Origin of the sequence: [Clostridium] aminophilum (genome assembly GCF_900101295.1) — a bacterium.
GTDB classification, from domain to species: domain Bacteria; phylum Bacillota; class Clostridia; order Lachnospirales; family Lachnospiraceae; genus Clostridium_R; species Clostridium_R aminophilum_A.
Window position 1 is genome coordinate 54,360 of record NZ_FOIL01000003.1, and the last position, 20,578, is coordinate 74,937.

The 20,578-nt window shown below is 53.8% G+C and carries 14 protein-coding genes; all 14 read left to right on the forward strand.

The features are described 5' to 3' along the window. Position 1: 1 nt before the first annotated feature. The 14 genes from BMW41_RS01530 to BMW41_RS01605 all read left to right on the forward strand — a co-directional run bounded on the left by BMW41_RS01530 (position 2) and on the right by BMW41_RS01605 (position 20,492). Complete coding sequence (locus BMW41_RS01530; protein ID WP_074648246.1) at positions 2-4,642, forward strand: PolC-type DNA polymerase III; 4,641 nt, start codon at positions 2-4, stop codon at positions 4,640-4,642. A 224-nt stretch (positions 4,643-4,866) separates the two neighbouring features. Further along, positions 4,867-6,525: a phospholipase D-like domain-containing protein gene (locus tag BMW41_RS14100; RefSeq protein ID WP_177171129.1), complete on the forward strand. Its 1,659-nt coding sequence runs from the start codon at positions 4,867-4,869 to the stop codon at positions 6,523-6,525. Between the two features lie 254 nt (positions 6,526-6,779). Next, the gene (locus BMW41_RS01550; RefSeq protein WP_074648370.1) at positions 6,780-7,820 is read left to right on the forward strand and encodes an ABC transporter substrate binding protein; all 1,041 of its coding nucleotides are present in this window, start codon (positions 6,780-6,782) and stop codon (positions 7,818-7,820) included. A gap of 37 nt (positions 7,821-7,857) precedes the next feature. Beyond that, positions 7,858-8,775 (forward strand): ABC transporter permease, encoded by a 918-nt coding sequence (locus tag BMW41_RS01555; protein WP_074648248.1) that lies wholly within the window; start codon positions 7,858-7,860, stop codon positions 8,773-8,775. Then, entirely contained in the window at positions 8,775-9,572 is a 798-nt protein-coding gene (locus BMW41_RS01560; RefSeq protein ID WP_074648250.1) for an ABC transporter ATP-binding protein, read from the forward strand. The genes BMW41_RS01555 and BMW41_RS01560 overlap by 1 nt, the downstream gene beginning before the upstream one ends. Before the next feature lie 13 nt (positions 9,573-9,585). Beyond that, entirely contained in the window at positions 9,586-11,181 is a 1,596-nt protein-coding gene (locus BMW41_RS01565) for a C40 family peptidase (RefSeq protein WP_074648252.1), read from the forward strand. A 296-nt stretch (positions 11,182-11,477) separates the two neighbouring features. Further along, the gene (locus BMW41_RS01570) at positions 11,478-13,112 is read left to right on the forward strand and encodes a C40 family peptidase (RefSeq protein WP_074648254.1); all 1,635 of its coding nucleotides are present in this window, start codon (positions 11,478-11,480) and stop codon (positions 13,110-13,112) included. Between the two features lie 95 nt (positions 13,113-13,207). Further along, on the forward strand, positions 13,208-13,444 hold the full coding sequence (locus BMW41_RS01575) for a hypothetical protein (RefSeq protein WP_074648256.1): 237 nt from the start codon (positions 13,208-13,210) through the stop codon (positions 13,442-13,444). Next, on the forward strand, positions 13,437-14,921 hold the full coding sequence (locus BMW41_RS01580; protein WP_074648258.1) for a DUF1846 domain-containing protein: 1,485 nt from the start codon (positions 13,437-13,439) through the stop codon (positions 14,919-14,921). The genes BMW41_RS01575 and BMW41_RS01580 overlap by 8 nt, the downstream gene beginning before the upstream one ends. A gap of 19 nt (positions 14,922-14,940) precedes the next feature. Beyond that, on the forward strand, positions 14,941-16,068 hold the full coding sequence (locus BMW41_RS01585) for a transglutaminase domain-containing protein (RefSeq protein ID WP_074648260.1): 1,128 nt from the start codon (positions 14,941-14,943) through the stop codon (positions 16,066-16,068). Between the two features lie 64 nt (positions 16,069-16,132). Continuing rightward, on the forward strand, positions 16,133-17,092 hold the full coding sequence (gene mraY / locus BMW41_RS01590; protein ID WP_074648262.1) for a phospho-N-acetylmuramoyl-pentapeptide-transferase: 960 nt from the start codon (positions 16,133-16,135) through the stop codon (positions 17,090-17,092). 30 nt (positions 17,093-17,122) lie between these two features. Then, positions 17,123-18,475 (forward strand): UDP-N-acetylmuramoyl-L-alanine--D-glutamate ligase, encoded by a 1,353-nt coding sequence (murD, locus tag BMW41_RS01595; RefSeq protein ID WP_177171132.1) that lies wholly within the window; start codon positions 17,123-17,125, stop codon positions 18,473-18,475. A 36-nt stretch (positions 18,476-18,511) separates the two neighbouring features. Next, positions 18,512-19,714 carry an FtsW/RodA/SpoVE family cell cycle protein gene (locus BMW41_RS01600; RefSeq protein WP_074648265.1) on the forward strand — a complete coding sequence of 401 codons (1,203 nt, stop codon included), beginning with the start codon at positions 18,512-18,514 and terminating at the stop codon, positions 19,712-19,714. Further along, positions 19,707-20,492, forward strand: a complete 786-nt coding sequence (locus tag BMW41_RS01605; protein ID WP_242870271.1) for a cell division protein FtsQ/DivIB — start codon at positions 19,707-19,709, stop codon at positions 20,490-20,492. Before BMW41_RS01600 ends, BMW41_RS01605 begins: the two co-directional genes overlap by 8 nt. The last annotated feature ends 86 nt before the right edge of the window (positions 20,493-20,578 follow it).

Here is a 20,578-nt window from a genome sequence, read left to right on the forward strand (position 1 = left end):
CATGAAACCGTTTCTTGACGTTTTTCCGATGCTGAAGATCAGCGATTCTCTTCGCGGTCTTCTGGCGATGGTGGAGGTGGACCGCATTTCCGCAAGCAGGGATCACTCGGTTCTCCGTATATATATTGAATCGACACGTCTGATCCGGCATCAGAATATCGTTAAGATTGAGAAAAGCATCCGTGAGCAGTGTTTTCCCAACAAGGAAATCGAGATTCATATTATTGAAAAATACCGTCTCTCCGGGCAGTATACCGCAGAGCACCTGATGGAGGTGTACCGGGACAGTATCCTGTACGAGCTGAAGAATTACAGTATTCTTCTCTATACCATGTTCCGGAGGGCCAATCTCACCTTCCGTGAGGGAAAAATGCTGGATCTGAATCTGGAGGACGGATCCATCGCGAGAGATAAGGTGACGGAACTGGTCCGCATTCTCGAAAAGACCTTCAACGAGCGGTGCGGTGTGCCGATTGCGATTGACGTCTCCTGGAGAGAACCGGAGACCCGCCAGGAGCAGGAGCGGAAGGCCTATGTCCTCCCGATTTCCGGAAAACGGGAGAATACGGCAGAGGACAATGCTGTCGGCGCAGTCCTTCCGAATCCGGCGGAAGTCGCGGCGGCCGCCGCTGCAGGCGGGGCCGCCGGTTCTGCGGCAGAGGGCGGAGCTTTTGCCGGACGGGGCGGACTCAAAAAGGTCGGCTTTGATTCTTCGGCGGAAAAAAAGAAATCGCCGAAAAACGCGGAAAAGAAAACCGCCGCAGCCGCTGCTGCGGCATCTTCTTCTGCGATGACTGCATCCACCGGAGGTTCTGCTTCCGGAAAGGGGGAGAATTTTTCCGGTTCAAACCGCAGACAGAAAGGAAGCTGGTCCAAGGACGGATACCGGGGCGGAAGACGGGGATACTTCAGGTCGGAGAACCCGGATGTTCTTTACGGACGGGACTTTGACGGCGAGACGGTTCCGATTCATGATCTGGAAGGCCGCGTGGGCGATATCATTCTTCACGGTCAGATCCTCGGCACCGAAAGCCGGGAGATCCGCGAGGGAACGACGCTCTTTATCTTTAAGATCACGGATTTCAACGACTCGATCCAGGTCAAGATCTTTGCCCATGAGGACAGTCTGGACGATGTCAAGGCGGCGACCAAACCGGGACAGTTTGTCATCATCCGGGGTGTGGCCAACATCGATAAATTTGACGGTGAGCTGGCCATCGGCAATGTCAGCGGAATCAAAAAAGGTGCCGATTTCCGCGTGCCCCGCGTGGACAACAGTCCCATCAAGCGCGTTGAACTCCATCTCCATACCAAGATGAGCGATATGGACGGCGTCAGCGACATCAAAGACATCATCAAACAGGCAAAATCCTGGGGGTGGGATGCCCTTGCGGTCACGGACCACGGCTGTGTCCAGTCTTTCCCGGATGCCAATCACTCGGTGGACCGCGGAGAGAATTTCAAGATTCTGTACGGTGTAGAGGGATATCTGGTCAATGATATTCAGGATCTGGTGCACAACGGCCACGGTCAGTCCCTAGATGCGTCCTGCGTGGTCTTTGATATCGAGACCACCGGTTTCTCGCCGATTTACAACCGGATTATCGAGATCGGTGCGGTCAAAGTGGAGAACGGGCGGATTACGGACCGGTTTTCGACCTTTGTCAATCCGCAGGTTCCGATCCCGTATCATATCGAGCAGCTGACCAGCATCAATGACGGCATGGTTATGGATGCGCCAGCCATTGAGGAGGTACTTCCGAAATTTCTGGAGTTCTGCGGCGACAGCGTGATTGTGGCACACAATGCGTCCTTCGACACCAATTTTATCCGGACAAACTGCCAGCGGATGGGACTGCCGTATGATCCGACGATCCTCGACACGGTGACCCTTGCCAGACTTCTCCTCCCGAACCTGAACCGTTTCAAACTGGATACGGTGGCGAGAGAACTGAAGATATCTCTGGAAAATCATCACCGCGCCGTCGACGACGCAGGCTGTACGGCGGAGATCTTTGTGAAGTTCATCGCAATGCTGAAGGACCGCGGCGTCCATGATCTGACGGAGCTGAATGCCCTGTCGGAAATGTCGGCGGAGATGATCCAGAAGATGCCGACCTACCATATCATTCTGCTGGCGAAAAATGATCTCGGACGGATTAACCTGTACCGGCTGATTTCGGAATCGTATCTGACGTATTATCACCGCCAGCCGCGTATTCCGAAGAGTTTGCTTGCGAAATACCGGGAGGGCATTATCATCGGCTCCGCCTGTGAGGCGGGGGAACTCTTTCAGGCGGTGGTTCGCGGTGTTCCGGATTCAGAACTCGGAAAGATCGTCTCATTCTACGATTATCTGGAAATCCAGCCCATCGGGAACAATGAGTTCATGCTCCGGGATGAGTCAAGCTCCTATAAGACGGTGGAGGATCTGCAGAATCTGAACCGGAAGATTGTCTCGCTGGGCGAGCAGTTCAATAAACCGGTCTGCGCCACCTGTGATGTTCATTTCCTGAACCCGGAGGACGAGGTTTACCGGCGCATCATTCAGTACAGTAAGGGGTTTAAGGATGCGGACATGCAGGCACCGCTGTATCTGCGGACGACCGAGGAGATGCTCGAAGAGTTCGAGTACCTCGGAAGCGACAAGGCGCAGGAGGTGGTGATCACCAACACCCGGAAGATTGCCGCGATGTGCGAGCGGATCGAGCCGGTGCGGCCGGACAAGCGTCCGCCGATCATCGAGGATTCGGATCAGACCCTCCGCACCATCTGCTACAACAAGGCCCACGAGTGGTACGGCGATCCGCTTCCGGAGATCGTGGTAAAGCGTCTGGAGACCGAGCTGAACTCCATCATTTCCAACGGATACGCGGTTATGTACATTATCGCGCAGAAGCTGGTGTGGAAGGCCAATGAGGATGGATACCTCGTCGGTTCCCGTGGATCCGTCGGCTCATCCTTTGTCGCCACCATGTCCGGTATCACGGAGGTAAACCCCCTGTCGCCGCATTACCGCTGTCCGAAATGTCACTATGTGGATTTCGACTCGGAAGAGGTAAAGAAATTCGCCGGCATGGCGGGGTGCGATATGCCGGATAAGGCCTGCCCGAACTGCGGGGAGAATCTCATCAAGGACGGATATGACATCCCCTTTGAGACCTTCCTCGGTTTCTCCGGAGACAAGGAGCCGGATATCGATCTGAACTTCTCCGGAGAGTATCAGTCCAGAGCCCACGCCTACACGGAGGTTATCTTCGGAAAGGGTCAGACCTTCCGGGCGGGAACCATCGGTACGCTGGCGGATAAGACGGCGTTCGGAATGGTCCTTCACTACTGCGAGGAGAAGGGGATTCATCACCGCCGCTGCGAGGAAGAGCGGATTGCCTCCGGCATGGTCGGCGTCCGCCGGACCACCGGACAGCATCCGGGCGGAATCATCGTTCTCCCGGTGGGAGAGCAGATCTATTCCTTCACGCCGGTACAGCATCCGGCCGAGGATATGACATCGCGCACGATCACCACACATTTCGATTATCACTCGATCGATCATAACCTGCTGAAACTCGACATTCTCGGACACGATGACCCGACAATGATCCGGTTCCTGCAGGATCTGACCGGGGAGGATCCGACGACATTTCCGCTGGATTCCCGCAAGGTCATGTCCCTGTTCCAGGACACGTCGGCTCTCGGCATCACGCCGGACGACATCGGGGGAACGCAGCTTGGCTGTCTGGGACTTCCGGAGTTCGGTACGGACTTTGCGATGCAGATGCTGATCGATACGAAACCGCAGTATTTTTCCGATCTTGTCCGGATCGCCGGCCTTGCGCACGGAACGGATGTATGGCTCGGCAATGCGGAGACACTGATCAAGCAGGGCACCTGCACCATCGGTACCGCCATCTGTTGCCGAGACGATATCATGGTCTATCTGATGCAGCAGGGCGTTGAGCCGGCCCACGCCTTCAAGATTATGGAAAATGTCCGCAAAGGAAAAGTGGCGGCCGGAAAAGTCAAGGAATGGCAGGGCTGGGTCGACGAGATGAAGGAGCACGGTGTTCCGGACTGGTACATCTGGTCCTGTAAGAAGATCAAGTACATGTTCCCGAAAGCCCATGCGGCGGCCTACGTTATGATGGCCTGGCGCATCGCATACTGCAAAGTCTACTACCCGCTGGCGTTCTATGCGGCATGGTTCTCGATCCGTGCGCAGGCATTTTCCTACGAGCTGATGTGCATGGGACCGGATAAGCTGAAATATCATCTGGACGATTACCGCAAGAGAGCGGATTCCCTCTCTAACAAGGAGGAAGGCGAGCTTCATGATATGCGTCTGGTGGAGGAAATGTACGCCAGGGGCTTTGAATTTATGCCAATCGACATCTACCGGGCGGATTCCCGGCATTTCCAGATCATTGACGGAAAGCTGATGCCGTCCCTCGGCAGTATCGAGGGTCTCGGAGAAAAAGCGGCCGATGCCATCATGTTTGCCGCGGAAGAGGGACCGTTCCTCTCAAAAGAGGACTTCATCCGCCGGACAAAAGTCTCCAAGACGGTTGCCGATAAGATGCAGAATCTCGGCCTTCTTGAGGGACTTCCGGAGAGCAACCAGCTGTCGCTCTTTGATATGCTGTGATTTCTCATGAGTCTGAACCGGATCTGCTGCCGGGAATGCAGTTCGGCACATTCAGCGGATTTGGCTCGCTGCCGGTGTAAATATATCGGAAAAGATGTTAAAACAGAGGAGTTTTCGGAAAACCGGAAACTCCTCTGTTGTGTTGTATATACGCTGTGTTAAAATAGATGTGATTACAGAGACAAATTTCCCTTTGGGAAGCGATGGCAAGGAAGGCGTATCAAATGCGGAGAGCAAAAAAACTCCTGAGAATTATCTTCGGACGTACCACGTTTGTGATCACGTCCTTATTTCTGCAGGTTGCATTGCTGGGGATCATCCTGATGAGGCTGACCCAGTATTCCGCATATCTGTACGGTTTTTCTGTTTTTGTGGGGGCCGTCACCCTGATCCGCATTCTCTCCAAAGAGGGCAGTATGAGCATGAAGACGGCCTGGGTCGTGCCGATTCTGCTTCTCCCGATCTTCGGAACACTTCTCTACCTGTTCTTTAAACTGCAGCCGGGGACCCACAAAGTCAACCGGCGGCTTCAGGAGCTTACCCGGAAAACCGACAGATTTCTCCGGCAGGACCGGGACGTGCTGTATGCCTACGGCAGATCCGAGGGGACCGGCGGAAACATTGCCGTCTATATGAACCGGTTTGGCCGGTTTCCGATCTATGACGAAACCGAGGTGACGTATTATCCCCTCGGCGACGATTTCTTCCCGGCGCTGCTGTCTGAACTGGAGCGGGCCGAAAAATTCATTTTCATGGAATATTTCATCGTGGATCAGGGCGAAATGCTGGATTCCGTGCTGGAGATTCTGCGCCGGAAGGCAAAAGCAGGCGTGGAAGTGCGGTTCATGTATGACGGCATGAATTGGCTCACCCATCTGCCGTATCATTTTCCGAAAAAACTGCGCAGGGAGGGAATCCGCTGCAAGATGTTTGCGCCGATCCGTCCGGTGCTGTCCAGTATGCAGAACAACCGGGACCACCGGAAAATCTGCGTCATTGACGGGGAGACGGCATTCACGGGCGGTGTCAATCTGGCCGACGAATATATCAACCGGAAGAAACGATTCGGACACTGGAAGGACAGCGCCGTCCGGGTGCGGGGAAAGGCGGCCCAGAGTTTTACCATGATGTTTCTGCAGATGTGGAATATCACGGAGACCGAAGAGGATGACTACCGGCGGTTTATCCGGACGGAAAATGTCCTCGCCGGGGAAATCAGCGGCGTGGATTTCCAAGCGGGAAAAGACCATACCGGGGATGACGGCGCCGGCGGGGAATGCGCTCCGGAGCCGCCCGAAGAAAAAAGCCCCGGCACGGCAGACGATCCGGAATTTCCGGGATTTGTCATGCCTTATGCCGACAGTCCGCTGGACAATGTGCAAGTCGGCGAGCAGGTCTATCTCGACATCATCAACGGGGCAAAAAATTATGTTCACATCATGACACCGTATCTGATCCTCGACGATCCGGTTCTGGTGGCGCTCAAGTATGCTGCGCGCAGGGGTGTCAGCACCGTGATCATGATGCCGCATATCCCTGACAAAATATATGCCTATCTTCTGGCGAGAAGCTTTTACCGGGAGCTGATTTCCGCCGGCGTGCGGATCTACGAATACGAACCGGGATTTATTCACTCGAAGACCTTTGTCGCCGACGATGAGAAAGCGGTGGTTGGGACGATCAATCTGGATTTCCGGAGTCTGTATCTTCATTTTGAAGACGCGGTTTATCTCAGCCGGTGCCCGGCGGTGCGGGATGTGGAGCGGGATTTCTCCGAGACCCTGGAAAAATGCATTCCGATCACGTTGGATGACTGTGAAAACTTTCCGCTCTGGAAGAGGGTTGCCGGAAGTGCCCTGCGCCTCTTTGCACCGCTGATGTAAACGGTATTTCCGGCGCGTTTCCGAATCCGGAGAAAGGGAGGCGGAGCCGAAGTCCGCTCGCGGACTTTGTCCGTGGGGAAAACCAGGCCCATCCGCTGGATACTTCTGTTGAAGGAAACGAATGGATTTATGAAACACTTTAATGATTTAAAGATGTTATACTTAAAAGTGTTGACACATTAAGGAAATGGTAGTAGTATCCATGTATCAGAATAAGTCATATCTGGTATGCAGAGAAAAGGGAGGCACAAATGATGAAGAGATTTAAGACAGCGGCGGCACTGATGACAGCAGGTGCAATGGTACTCTCCATGGCGGCCTGCGGTTCCTCTTCCAAACCGGCAGAGACGGCACAGACGACGGAAGCAGCGGCTTCTTCCGCGGCAGAGACCGGGAAGGCTGAGGCAACCGAGGCAAAGAAGGAAGACGGCGCGAAGTTTAAGATCGGCGTTCTCCAGCTCGTTCAGCATCCGGCTCTGGATAAGGCAAACGAGGGATTTGTGAAAGCGCTGGATGATGCAGGTCTTTCCTATGAGATCGATCAGCAGAATGCCTCCGGCGATCAGTCTGCATGCCAGACCATCGCTTCCGGTCTGGTTGCAAATCAGAATGATCTGATTCTGGCAATTGCGACCCCGGCGGCACAGGCCGTTGCCGGTCAGACCTCCGATATTCCGATTCTTGTGACGGCGGTGACCGATCCGGAGGATGCAGGTCTTGTGGAAGACAACAAAAAGCCGGGAACCAATGTGTCCGGAACCTCCGACCTGACACCGGTAAAGGAGCAGATCGATCTTCTCCGGAGAGTTCTGCCGGAGGCGAAGACCGTCGGCGTCATGTACTCCAGTGCCGAGTCCAACTCCGTGCTTCAGGCGGCGCTTGCCAAGGAGGCCTGTGAGGCGAACGGACTCACCTATCTGGATGTGACCGTATCAAACTCCAATGAAATCTCTGATGTGGTCAACTCGCTGGTCGGAAAAGTGGATGCCATCTATTGTCCGACTGACAACATGATTGCGGCAGGTATGGCGACGGTCAGCATGGTTGCCAATGAGAACAGGATTCCGGTGATCTGCGGAGAAGAGGGCATGGTGGATGCCGGCGGTCTTGCGACATACGGAATCGATTACTATCAGCTCGGTTACATGACCGGAAAACAGGCGGTCGAGATTCTCAGGGACGGAAAGAACGTTTCCGAGATGCCGATCGGATATCTGGATCAGGAGAAATGTGCGCTGAAGGTCAATGAAGAGACCGCGAAGTCTCTCGGCCTTGATCCGGCAGCTGTCAAATAATCAGACGATATCGGTTATATATGAAACAGAGGTAAGCATGGACGGACTTTTGGTATCGCTTCAGGGCGCGGCCGCACAGGGTGTGCTCTGGGGAGTAATGGTGATCGGAGTGTATATTACATTCCGGCTGATGAACATTGCGGATATGACCTGCGACGGCAGTTTTGCTCTCGGCGGATGCATCTGTGCGGTTCTCGTGGTGTCAATGGGCGTTGATCCGGTACTCGCGATTGCGCTGGCGATGCTGGCCGGCGTGGCAGCAGGTGCGGTGACCGGTATTTTGCATACGATGTTTGAGATTCCGGCGATCCTTGCCGGAATCCTCACACAGATCTCTCTTTGGTCGATCAATCTCCGGATCATGGGCGGCAAATCCAACATTCCGCTTCTGAAGACACCGACCGTCATCAGTTCCCTGGCGGATTCCTCGGGCATGACACAGTCGGCGGCATCGCTGATTGTCGGTTTTGTCGTGGTGACAGCGGTGATTGTGATTACCTACTGGTTTTTCGGGACCGAACTCGGAAGCGCACTCCGCGCAACCGGAAACAATGAAGATATGATCCGGGCGCAGGGTGTGGACACACGCTTCACCAAGCTGGTTGCGCTGATGGTCTCCAACGGCCTTGTGGCCCTGTCGGGGGCGCTGGTCTGCCAGAGCCAGAAGTACGCCGATATCGGCAGCGGAACCGGTGCGATCGTCATTGGCCTTGCCGCTATTGTCATCGGAGAAGTGCTGATGGGGCGCCTCATCCCGTTCTATTGGAAACTCATTGCGACAGTTGTGGGATCTGTGGTATATTTTATGATACGAGCAATCGTTCTTCGCCTCGGATTAAACGCGAATGACATGAAACTTCTGAGTGCCGTCATCGTTGCACTGGCTCTCAGTATCCCGGTTGCCATGGCAAAATACCGGATCAGTCACAGCTATCGTGAGGGAGGTGAGGAATAGTGCTTGTATTGGAAAATGTTCGAAAGACGTTCAATAAAGGAACCGTAAACGAGAAGAAAGCACTGAACGGCATCAATCTTCACCTGAATCCGGGTGATTTTGTGACCGTGATCGGCGGAAACGGAGCCGGCAAATCGACCATGCTGAACATGATTGCCGGCGTATATCCGATCGATTCGGGACGGATCATCATTGACGGGGATAATGTTTCCCGGGAGAAAGAGCATCGCAGAGCGCGCTGCATCGGGCGTGTGTTTCAGGATCCGATGAAGGGCACCTGCGCGAATATGGAGATCGAGGAGAACCTCGCTCTGGCTCTTAGGAGAGGGAAGAGCCGCGGACTCGGTTGGGGCATCCGTAAGAGAGAGAAAGATTTCTACCGCGATCAGCTTGCGCAGCTGGATCTCGGTCTTCAGACGAGAATGACCAGCAAAGTCGGTCTGCTGTCCGGCGGACAGAGACAGGCGCTGACGCTTCTGATGGCAACACTGCAGAAACCGAAACTCCTGCTTCTGGATGAACACACGGCAGCCCTGGATCCGAAAACGGCAAAGAAAGTTCTTGATCTGACGCAGAAGATAGTGGCAGAGCAGCAGCTCACCACTCTGATGGTCACGCACAATATGCGCGACGCAATCAATATCGGCAACCGACTGATCATGATGCATGACGGAAGGATCATCTATGATGTGGCCGGCGAAGAGAAAAAACACCTTACGGTGGAAGACCTTCTGAAGAAGTTTGAGACAGTAAGCGGAGAAGAGTTCGCAAACGACCGCATGATGCTCACAGACTAACGAGGTTTGCCTGATGCAGGACAAGAAAAGACACAAAAAAACCAATAAGATCCTTTCCGGAGAGCACATCTCCGGAAAGGGATTTTTCAGCGGGGCCGGCGGAAAAAGTCCATCCCGTGGAATACGCATCCTGAATGCGTGTCTCACGGTGGTGATTCTGATTCTGCTTCTGGTCCTGCTTTCCTTTGCCCTTCGAAGCTGCGCAAGAACGGGCGGCGTAGAGGGCAGTTCCGGCAGTATGCCGGCTGCCGCGGAGACCGGCACTTCGGCGCCGGCTGTGCAGTTTGGTGAGGCGGCGAAACAGGCAGTGGTCGATTCATACACGAATCTCGGGTATACCAAAGTGGAAGGTTATCTGAATATCCGAAAAGAGCCGTCCACCTCAGCAGAGATCATCGGAAAGCTTCAGGGCGGCGCCGTGTGTGAGATCACCGGAAACCCGACGGAGGGATGGTATCAGATTTCTTCCGGCGGAATCGAGGGCTTTGTCACCACGGAGTTTATTCTGACCGGGGATGAGGCCAAAAAGGAAGCGCTTGCCAATGTGTGCGAGAGAGCGGTCATCACCGCGGACTCCGTCAACATCCGAAAAGAACCGAACACCGAGTCGGAGGTTGTCGCACAGGCACTTCGCAACGAGCGGTATGAGGTCAGGGGAGAGATGCAGGACGGCTGGATTCCGGTGACTGCGGGATTCATTTCTGCCGATTTTGCCGAGCGGAAGCTGGCCCTCAACGAGGCGCGGAAACTGGATCTGAAATCCATGGTGCTGAATTTCTATACCAATCCCGGCGTGTCCAAGGTGGACAACTATCTGAACATCCGTGATTCGGCGAGTCCGGACGGAAAGATCATCGGAAAGATGACCAGCAAGTGCGGTGCGGAGATTCTCGGGGAGGAAGGCGACTGGTACCGGATTCAGTCCGGCCCGGTGACCGGCTATGTCAAGAAAGACTACATTGCCACCGGCGATGAGGCGAAGCAGCTTGCCATGGACAATGCAAAACTGATGGCGATCATCTCCGATGATGTGGTAAACGCGCGGACAGAACCCAACACCGACGCCACCATCTGGACGCAGCTGACCAATTCCGAGCGCTACGATGTTTTGAAGCAGGAGGACGGCTGGGTTGCGATCGAGATCGGCGACGATGAGACCGCCTATGTCAAGAATGACTATGTGGATGTCCGGTATGCGATCCCGGAGGCCATTGAGTTCTCGCCGGTTTCCGTGGAGGATGAACTCCGCGCAAAACTGGTCAATTATGCCCTGCAGTTCGTCGGAAACAAGTATGTCTGGGGCGGAAATGATCCGCACACCGGCGCGGACTGCTCCGGCTTTGTCAAATACGTCTATCAGCATGTGGCCGGAATCACGCTGGAGAGAACGTCCCGCGTTCAGGCGACACAGGGAAAGAAGATTTCGGAATCCCAGCTCAAACCGGGTGATTTGATCTTCTACAAACACCGGAACGGCGTGGTCGGGCATGTTTCCATGTATATCGGAAACGGTCAGATCGTTCACGCGGCAAACCGGCGCAGGGGCATTATCATTTCCAGTTATCCTTATATGACGCCCTCCAGTTTTTCCAATATGTTGGGCGACTGATCCAAAACAGACACAGGATACAGAGCGAATCGGGTAGGAAGCGGATATGCTTCCTACTCGATTTTTTATGAGACTTGTGCTATAGTAAGGTTTGATTTTACAACGGAGGGGTCAGTCTGCGCATTTTCGGGGAATCCGGGTGCGGGGCAGAGGGGCCTCCCGGCTCAGCCGGAAAAATCCCGGGCTGAGGAAAAACACTCCGCAGGGATGCATACGGATTGGGGACGATGCTCAGGCACGAATCCGGTGTTCAGGATATGCGGACGAGTTTTGGAAACAGAGGAGTCACACAACATATGGATGAGAATAATTATCTGGAGCGCCTGAAGAAGGCGAAGAGGAAGCGTGAAGGCCGTGATCCGATGCATCGGTTCATGAATCTTGCCACCGGCGTGATCATCGTTTTGGCGGTTGTCCTGGTTGCAAGAATCGCCCAGGGCGGAAAACTGTCGATCGGATTTCCGGCGAAGGAAGCAGAGACTGCGGCGGAAAGCACCGCGCAGGAAACTTCTGCGGACGCGCTTCTTGCGGAAGAGCAGACGGTTGCGGAGACGCTTTCTCCGGAACAGCTGAAAAAGGCGGTGGTGGATTCTTATCAGAATCTCGGCATTGCCAATGTGGAAGGTTTTGTCAACATCCGTGAGTCGGCCGGCGCGAACGCAAAGATTCTCGGAAAATTAAACGGCGGAGCGGCCTGCGAGATCGAGGATACATCCACGGAGGGATGGTACCGAATCAAATCCGGCGGAATCGAGGGATATGTCGCTACCCAGTTCATCCTCACCGGCGAAGAGGCAAAGCAGAAGGCACAGGCCCTCGTCAAGGAGAGAGCGGTTGTCGCGACGGACAAACTCAACATCCGGGAAGCAGCAGACGGAACAAGCCAGATTATGGGAAGCGCACTGAGAAATGAGCGATATGACATTCTCAGCAATGAGAACGGCTGGATCGGCATTGAGAACGGCTATATTTCGGCCGACTATGTCAAGATTGAGTATGCGCTGAATGAGGCAAGACAGCTGGATCTGCACACGGCGGTGCTGAATATGTATGACAATATGGGTATCTCCAATGTCGACACATATCTGAACATCCGCGACAAGGCTGGCGAGGACGGCAATATCATCGGAAAGATGCCGGGAAAAGCCGCCGGCAACATTCTGGAGACCAGTGAGGACGGACAATGGTACCGGATTCAGTCCGGACCGGTGACCGGTTATGTCAAGGCGGAGTTTATCATGACCGGAGATGCCGCAAAGGCGTCCGCTCTGGATAATGCAAAGCTTATGGCTGTCGTCAACACAGACGTGGCCAACGCGAGAACGGAGCCGAACACGAATTCCAAGATCTGGACTCAGATCGCGAATTCGGAGAAATATGATGTTGTGGATCAGGACACCGACGGCTGGATTCACATTCAGCTGGATGATGATACCGCTTACGTGGCCAATGATTACGTGGATGTAATCTACGGTCTCAACGAGGCGGTTGCCTACACGCCGCCGGCACCGGAACCGCCGAAGGAGGAGAAAAAGAAGGATTCGTCCAAGAAGAGTTCTTCTTCTTCCAAGAGCAGCACCGGAAGTTCCATCGCGTCCTATGCGACCCAGTTCCTGGGCAATCCGTATGTATGGGGCGGATCCAGCCTGACACACGGAACCGACTGCTCCGGTTTCACCATGTCGGTTATGGCGCATTACGGCGTCAGCCTGCCTCATCATGCGGCTTCGCAGGCGCAGATGGGAACCAAAGTTTCCAGCGGCGATCTTCGCGCCGGAGATCTGGTATTCTACTCCAACGGAGGCGGCATCAATCACGTGGCTCTCTACATCGGAAACGGTAAGGTGGTTCACGCGTCCAACAAAAAGAGCGGAATCAAGATTTCAACCTGGAATTACAGAACCCCGACAACCATCCGCCGGTATCTGTAAGATGTTATACCTCTGCCGGGACCGGTTCCCGGCGGAGACGGAACGCTCCCGGTGCGGAGCGTCTGGCCGCGCTGCGGCAGGAAAGGTGTGAATATATGGAACAGATTATTGCAATCGTTATCGGTTCTCTGTTCATCGCGGGACTTGCTGCCTCTCTGGCTTTCCTGTATAAGGATAAGCCGATGCAGAGCAGTCCGTGCAGGACATGTACTGCCGACTGTCCTTCCAAGAAACTTTCTCCGGAAGAGCAGAAAGAATACTACAAAAAAGAACTGGAAAAGATAAAAGCCTCCAAATGCGGGGAAACACGAAAGGAAAAAGAAGATGTTTAAGATTGGTTTTGACAACGAACAGTATCTGAAAATGCAGTCGGAGCACATTCGCGAGCGAATCTCCAAATTCGGCGGCAAACTCTATCTGGAATTCGGCGGCAAGCTTTTCGACGATTACCATGCGTCCCGTGTTCTTCCGGGATTCATGCCGGACAGTAAGATCAAAATGCTGGCGGAGCTTCGGGATGACGTGGAAGTCGTTCTTGTCATCAATGCCAATGACATCGAGAAGAATAAAGTGCGCGGCGATCTGGGAATCACCTATGATATGGATGTTCTCCGCCTGATCGACGCATTCCGCGGCTACGGTCTCTATGTCGGCAGCGTGGTCATGACCCGGTATGAGGGTCAGGAGAGTGCCATCGCTTATGAGAAAAAGCTGAAAGCCCTCGGCGTCAGGGTTTACCGACATTACACCATTGCCGGTTATCCGGGCAACATTCCGCTGATCATCAGCGAGGAAGGCTTCGGAAAGAACGACTATATTGAGACAAAGCGCCCGCTGGTGGTTGTCACGGCTCCGGGACCAGGAAGCGGCAAGATGGCTGTGGCGCTTTCCCAGCTCTACCATGAGAACAAGCGCGGCGTGAAGGCAGGATACGCAAAGTTCGAGACCTTCCCGATCTGGAACCTTCCGCTTTCTCACCCGGTGAACCTCGCGTATGAGGCGGCGACGGCGGATCTGAACGATGTGAACATGATTGACCCGTATCATCTGGAGGCCTACGGCGTTTCCACCGTCAACTACAACCGTGACGTGGAGGTGTTCCCGGTACTGAACGCCATCTTCAAGAAAATCTACGGCGAGTCCCCATATAAGTCTCCGACGGATATGGGTGTCAACATGGCCGGAAAATGCATCATCGACGATGAGGCATGCCGCGAGGCATCCCGTCAGGAGATTGTGCGCCGGTATTACAAGGAAATGTGTGAGCAGAGAAAGGGCGGCGGCTCCGCGTCCGCGTCCGCAAAGCTGGAACTGCTGATGGACAAGGCGGAGACCGGTATCGGAGACCGCCCGGTTGTCGCGGCGGCAAATCTCAAGGCAGAGGTGACCGGCGAGCCGGCGGCGGCCATCGAGCTTCCGGACGGCCAGGTAATCACCGGCAAGACAACGACGCTTCTGGGCGCGTCCAGTGCAATGCTCTTAAATGCGCTGAAGGTTCTGGCGGGAATCGACGATTCCGTGAAGGTTATCGCTCCGGATGTCATCGAGCCGATTCAGCATCTGAAGGTATCCCATCTCGGAAACCACAATCCGAGACTGCATATCAATGAGATCCTGATCGCGCTGACCATCTGCGCGTCGACGAATCCGGCGGCGGAGAAGTGCATGGAACAGCTCGGAAACCTCAAGAACTGCGAGGCACATTCCTCTGTTATGCTTGCGGCAGTGGACGAGCACACCTTCCAGAAGCTCGGCGTCAATCTGACCTGCGAGCCGAAGTACCAGACCAAGAAGCTGTTCCACGGCTGATGAAAGAATGTGAGAAAGAGTGACCATACGATGTAGAAAACAATCCGGGAGGAAATGCGGGCGGACGCTGCTGATCTCGCTGTTAGCCGCATTTCTCCTTGCGACGCCGGCATACGCCGATCCCGAGGAGACGGCGCAGAATCCGTCGGCGGAGGAGATTGTCCGGGACAGCGTCCCGGAAGACCGGAATTCATACGAAGAGCGCAATGACGGCACCATTACCGTGAACGGGGAGACCTTTCAGATCATCAATGATCCCGTGCACGGCAATGAGGGCTGCATGCGCATGACAAAGAGCGCGGGGCCGGATTCGGAAAAAACCGATTGGGATGTGCTTCAGAATGCCATTGCCGAGTTTGTGGAAAAGTACGATGTCAACCGGAAATCCACGGATTTTGAAAAAGAAATCGCCATCATCCGGGGACTGGTGAAAGAGTGCACCTATGAGGTGAAACAAGGAAGTCTTGAAAACTATACCGCGTACAGCTGTCTCGTGGGACACCGGGCCCAGTGTGCCGGATATTCGGATGCATTTCTGCAGATTGTGCGCGCCGTCATGCCGGATACGGAAGTCCGCTATATACACAGCGATCTTCATGCATGGAATCTGATCCGTTTAGGACGTCACTGGTATCATGTCGATGCCACGTGGGAAGATGACGACAGTACCGGAGATCTTGTCAACCGATATATCAATCTGAGCGACGACGAGATTGAGTCCACCGGTTATCATCACTGGGACCGGGAAGACACCGGAACGCCGGCAGTTCCGTCAGCGGACGGAGAGGCATACGGGCCCATGACCGTGCAGTATTATCTGCAGAGCGGCAAAACCGAGGCGACTCCGGATCCTCTGGTCATCAAGCTTGCGCCGGACGGATCCACAAGGATGACAGAGGTCCGAGACCGGATCGTTCACGCTGTGAGAAGAAGCAGGGATGCGGGCAGACATATCACGCGCATCTATATCGACGGCCTGGGATACGGGATTCACCGGGAGCAGATCACCACAATCATGCTCGGCGTCCGCGACCGTCTGCGTCAGTCGCTCCAGTATCTTCCCCAGTCCTGGTTCGTCTATCAGGAGGATGATGAGTCCTACACGGTGGCGGAGACCGGAACGATGATCAGCATTCTGACGCGCTGAGCGGAGAGGTCTTCCTGAAAAAACGGGAAAACGATAAATAATAAAAATAAGAGGTAAGCCTGTTATGGCAGTAAGAGATACAATCATTGCACTGTTGGCTGCGTTTGCGGTTACCGCGGCGCTGTGTCCGTATATTATTCCGATTCTTCACCGGTTCAAGTTCGGACAGGAGGTTCGCGATGACGGCCCGCAGTCACATCTGAAAAAGCAGGGAACGCCGACCATGGGCGGCGTGATGATTCTGGCCGGTTTTCTTGTGCCGGTTCTCATCTTTTCTCCGTCTTATCCGGAAATGATCCCGGTGGCCTTTCTCACCATCGGATTCGGTCTCATCGGATTCGCGGATGATTTCCTGAAAATCCGCAGGCATCAGTCCGAGGGACTGAACCCGAAGCAGAAGCTGGCCATGCAGTTTGCGGTGACCGCTGTTTTTGCATGGTACATCGTCGCAAAATCCGAGGCAGGCTGCGCGATGCTGATCCCGTTCTGGAGGGAAAAGCTGGTTCTGCCGACGGCAGTCTTTGTTCCGGCTCTCTTCTTCATTGTTCTCGGAACCGATAACGGGACCAATTTTACCGACGGTCTGGACGGACTTCTCTCGTCCGTGACGCTTCCCATCGCCGGACTTCTGGCGCTGATCTCTGCCGCAGGAAACTGGGGAATCGGTCCCGCAGCCGGCGCGATGATGGGCGCACTGATGGGATTCCTTCTCTTTAACGCCCATCCTGCAAAGGTCTTCATGGGGGATACCGGATCTCTCGCCATCGGCGGTTTTGTGGCCGGCAGCGCCTTCATGATGAGAATTCCGATTTTTATTGCGATTTTCGGATTCATTTACATGATGGAAGTGATTTCGGTTATCATTCAGGTCGGGTATTTCAAAAAGACGCACGGAAAGCGTTTTTTCCGCATGGCGCCGATCCATCATCATTTCGAACTCGGTGGTGCCTCCGAGACACAGATTGTCAACGCCTTTTCGATTGTGACATTTCTGCTTTGTCTTGCGGCCTTAGCCGGTATGTAATATGGTATTGATATAAACATTTAGGAGGATATAACAATGGGTCAGAAAGTAATTGTCTGCGGAACCGGAAAGAGCGGAATCGCAGCAGCACGTCTTCTTCTTGCGAAGGGAGGAGAGGTTGTTCTCTATGACGGCAACACAAAGCTGGATGCGGAGGCGCTTCGGAAACAGTTTTCAGAGGAGGACAAGGTGACGGTTGTTCTCGGGGAACTGACCAGAACCGATCTTCTCGGCGTAGAACTTGCGGTGATCAGCCCGGGCATTTCCCTGGAAGTACCCTTCGTTCAGCTGATCGATGAGGTCGGCATTCCGATCTGGGGAGAACTGCAGCTGGCTTATCACTGCGGTGCGGGCAGAGTTGCGGCCATCACCGGCACCAATGGAAAGACAACCACCACATCACTGGTGGGGGAAATCCTGAAGACGAATTTTGACAGAGTCTATGTGGTCGGAAACATCGGCGAGCCGTATGCGGATCATGCGCTGGAGATGACGCCGGAGACGGTGACGGCATGTGAAGTATCTTCCTTTATGCTTGAGACAACAACCGATTTCCATCCGGTGGTCAGCGCGATCCTGAACATCACGCCGGATCATCTGGACCGCCATCACACCATGGAGCGCTATGCGGAGGTGAAAGAGTCCATTACCGCCAACCAGACGGAAGAGGATACCTGTGTTCTGAATTACGACGACGAGGTTCTGCGCGCATTCGGTCAGAATATCAAGCCGCAGGTAGTATGGTTCTCCAGCCGTCATACCCTTGAAAAGGGCTATTACCTCGACGGTGAGAATATCGTATATAACGATGGCGAGAAGGTCGAGACTCTGATGAATGTGCATGAGATGACGCTTCTGGGCCGCCACAACCACGAGAATGTGATGGCTGCCATTGCCATCACCCGCGCGCTGGGCGTTCCGATGGAGAAGATTCTTGGTGCAGTCAAGGTATTCAAGGCTGTGGAACACCGCATCGAGTTTGTCACCGAGCGGTTTGGCGTGAAGTACTACAATGATTCCAAGGGCACCAATCCGGATGCGGCGATTCAGGCCATCAAGGCGATGCCGGGACCGACACTTCTGATCGGCGGAGGTTACGACAAACACAGCGAGTTTGACGAGTGGATTGAGAGTTTTGACGGAAAGGTCCGTTATCTTGTTCTGATCGGACAGACCCGTGACAAGATTGCGGAGTGCGCGAAGGCACACGGCTTCAACGACATTATGTATGCCGAGGATCTTCAGGAAGCGGTTCAGGTCTGCGCAAGTTATGCGAATCCGGGCGATTATGTCCTTCTTTCTCCTGCCTGTGCAAGCTGGGGTCAGTTCAAGAGCTTCGAAGAGCGCGGAGAAAAGTTTAAAGAGTACGTTCGCAGTCTTTGACCGGACATAAAATTGTAATACAGGGGAGAGTGAAAAATGGCCGCTGCAGGAAAGCCGGGAAAACGACGAGTAAAACGGTTTTACGACTATGAATTGCTGATCTCCATTATTTTCCTGTGTGTGTTCGGGCTTGTGATGATCTTCAGCGCAAGCTCGTACAAGGCACAGCTGGAGTCGGGAAAATCCTACAGTTATGTATGGAAACAGGCCATGTTTGAGGCCGTCGGATTTGTAATTATGATCGCCGTCTCGAAGATGGACTATCACAAGCTGATGATCTTTGCCTGGCCGTCCTATATCGCATCCTATGTGATGCTGATTCTGACGATGTTCACTCCTTTCGGTGTCGCATCGCACGGAAAAAAGCGGTGGCTGAAGCTGGGGCCGATCCAGTTCCAGCCGACGGAGTTTGTCAAGATTGCGCTGATCATGCTGCTGGCCTCACTGATCACTTATTACGGTCTGAGGATTAACGAAGAGCTGCGCGTGCGAAACGGATGGCGATTCTGGACCTGGGAGAGCAAATGGTGGAAGCTGGTGCTTCTGAGCGCTCCGCTGACTCTTCTGGTCACAAAAAACAATCTGAGTTCCGGTATCATCATTGCCGGGATCGTCTATGTGATGCTCTTTGTGGCGATGAAGAAGAAATGGGGGTTTATCGTCCTGCTGGGCGGTCTTGTGGCGATTCTTTTCGTTTCACCCTACATCGGCGATTTCTTGGAGTCGATTCATGTATTGCAGGACTATCAGCTTTCGCGAATTCATGTCTGGAAGAATCCGGTGAAATATTCCCAATCCGGCGGATATCAGGTGCTTCAGGGCCTCTATGCGATCGGCTCCGGCGGAATCCTGGGAAAGGGGCTGGGGCAGAGCCTTCAGAAACTCGGCTTTGTGCCGGAGGCGCAGAATGATATGATTTTCACCATCATCTGCGAGGAACTGGGTCTCTTCGGCGCGATCTGTCTCATCGCCATGTTTGTGTTCATGATCTACCGTTTCGCCGTGATCGCCGAGAATGCACCGGATCTTCTCGGATCCATGCTGGTTGTCGGGATTATGGCTCACATCGCAATTCAGGTTATTCTGAATATTGCGGTTGTCACGAATGTCATACCGAATACCGGTGTTACGCTGCCGTTCATCAGTTACGGAGGAACCTCCGTCATGCTTTTGATGGTTGAGATGGGGCTGGCACTCAGCGTGTCCAACCGGATCAGACAGGATGAGAACAATGGATGAGAAGAAACGCTTTCAGGCTTTCCGCACGGAAGAACCGAAGATCATCAGATTTCAGCAGGCGCTGAAACGGAAAAAGAAATATACGGTTTGGATTGCTGCGGCAGTCGGTGGGCTGGTCCTGGTTGTTCTTCTGCTCTGCGTTCAGATCCGTGAGGTAAAGGTGAGCGGCAACCGGCATTATTCTCAGGAAGAGATTGAGGAAAAAGTTTTTCGGGAGCCCTTTGCGAGGAGCAGTCTGCTGACCTTTTTACGCAACCGGTTCCGACCGCACGAGAAGATCCCGTTTATCGAAGACTACCGGATTGCTTTTCGGTCACCGGTTTCCTGTGAGATCATCGTCTACGAAAAGAGCATCGTCGGTTATGTATCCTATATGTCCAGCAACCTCTATTTCGACAAAGACGGGGTGGTGGTGGAGAGCACATCGGATATCTATGAGGGAGCGCCGCAGGTGACGGGTCTGCACTTCGGACATATCGTTTTGGGAAAGGCACTTCCGGTGGACAATCCGGAGATTTTCCGCCAGATTCTGAATCTGACGCAGGAACTGGCCACCAGCAATATTGTTCCGGACAAGATCAGCTATGACGACAAGATGAATGCAACGCTCTTTATCCGAGATCTGGTGGTGAAACTCGGAGGAAGTGAGTCGATGGACGGGAAGCTGACAGAGCTCGCGGATATCGTTTCGGATTATCCGGATCTGTCCGGAACGCTGTATCTTGACAGCTTTGACAGCTCGAATTCGAATCCGATGTACCGGTTTGAGAAGAAATGAAAATTTTGTTGATTTTTGACCGGAAATAAAATATATTAGTTAATGTCTATGCATATGAACGAAACTGGGAGAAATTTCAGTTAATC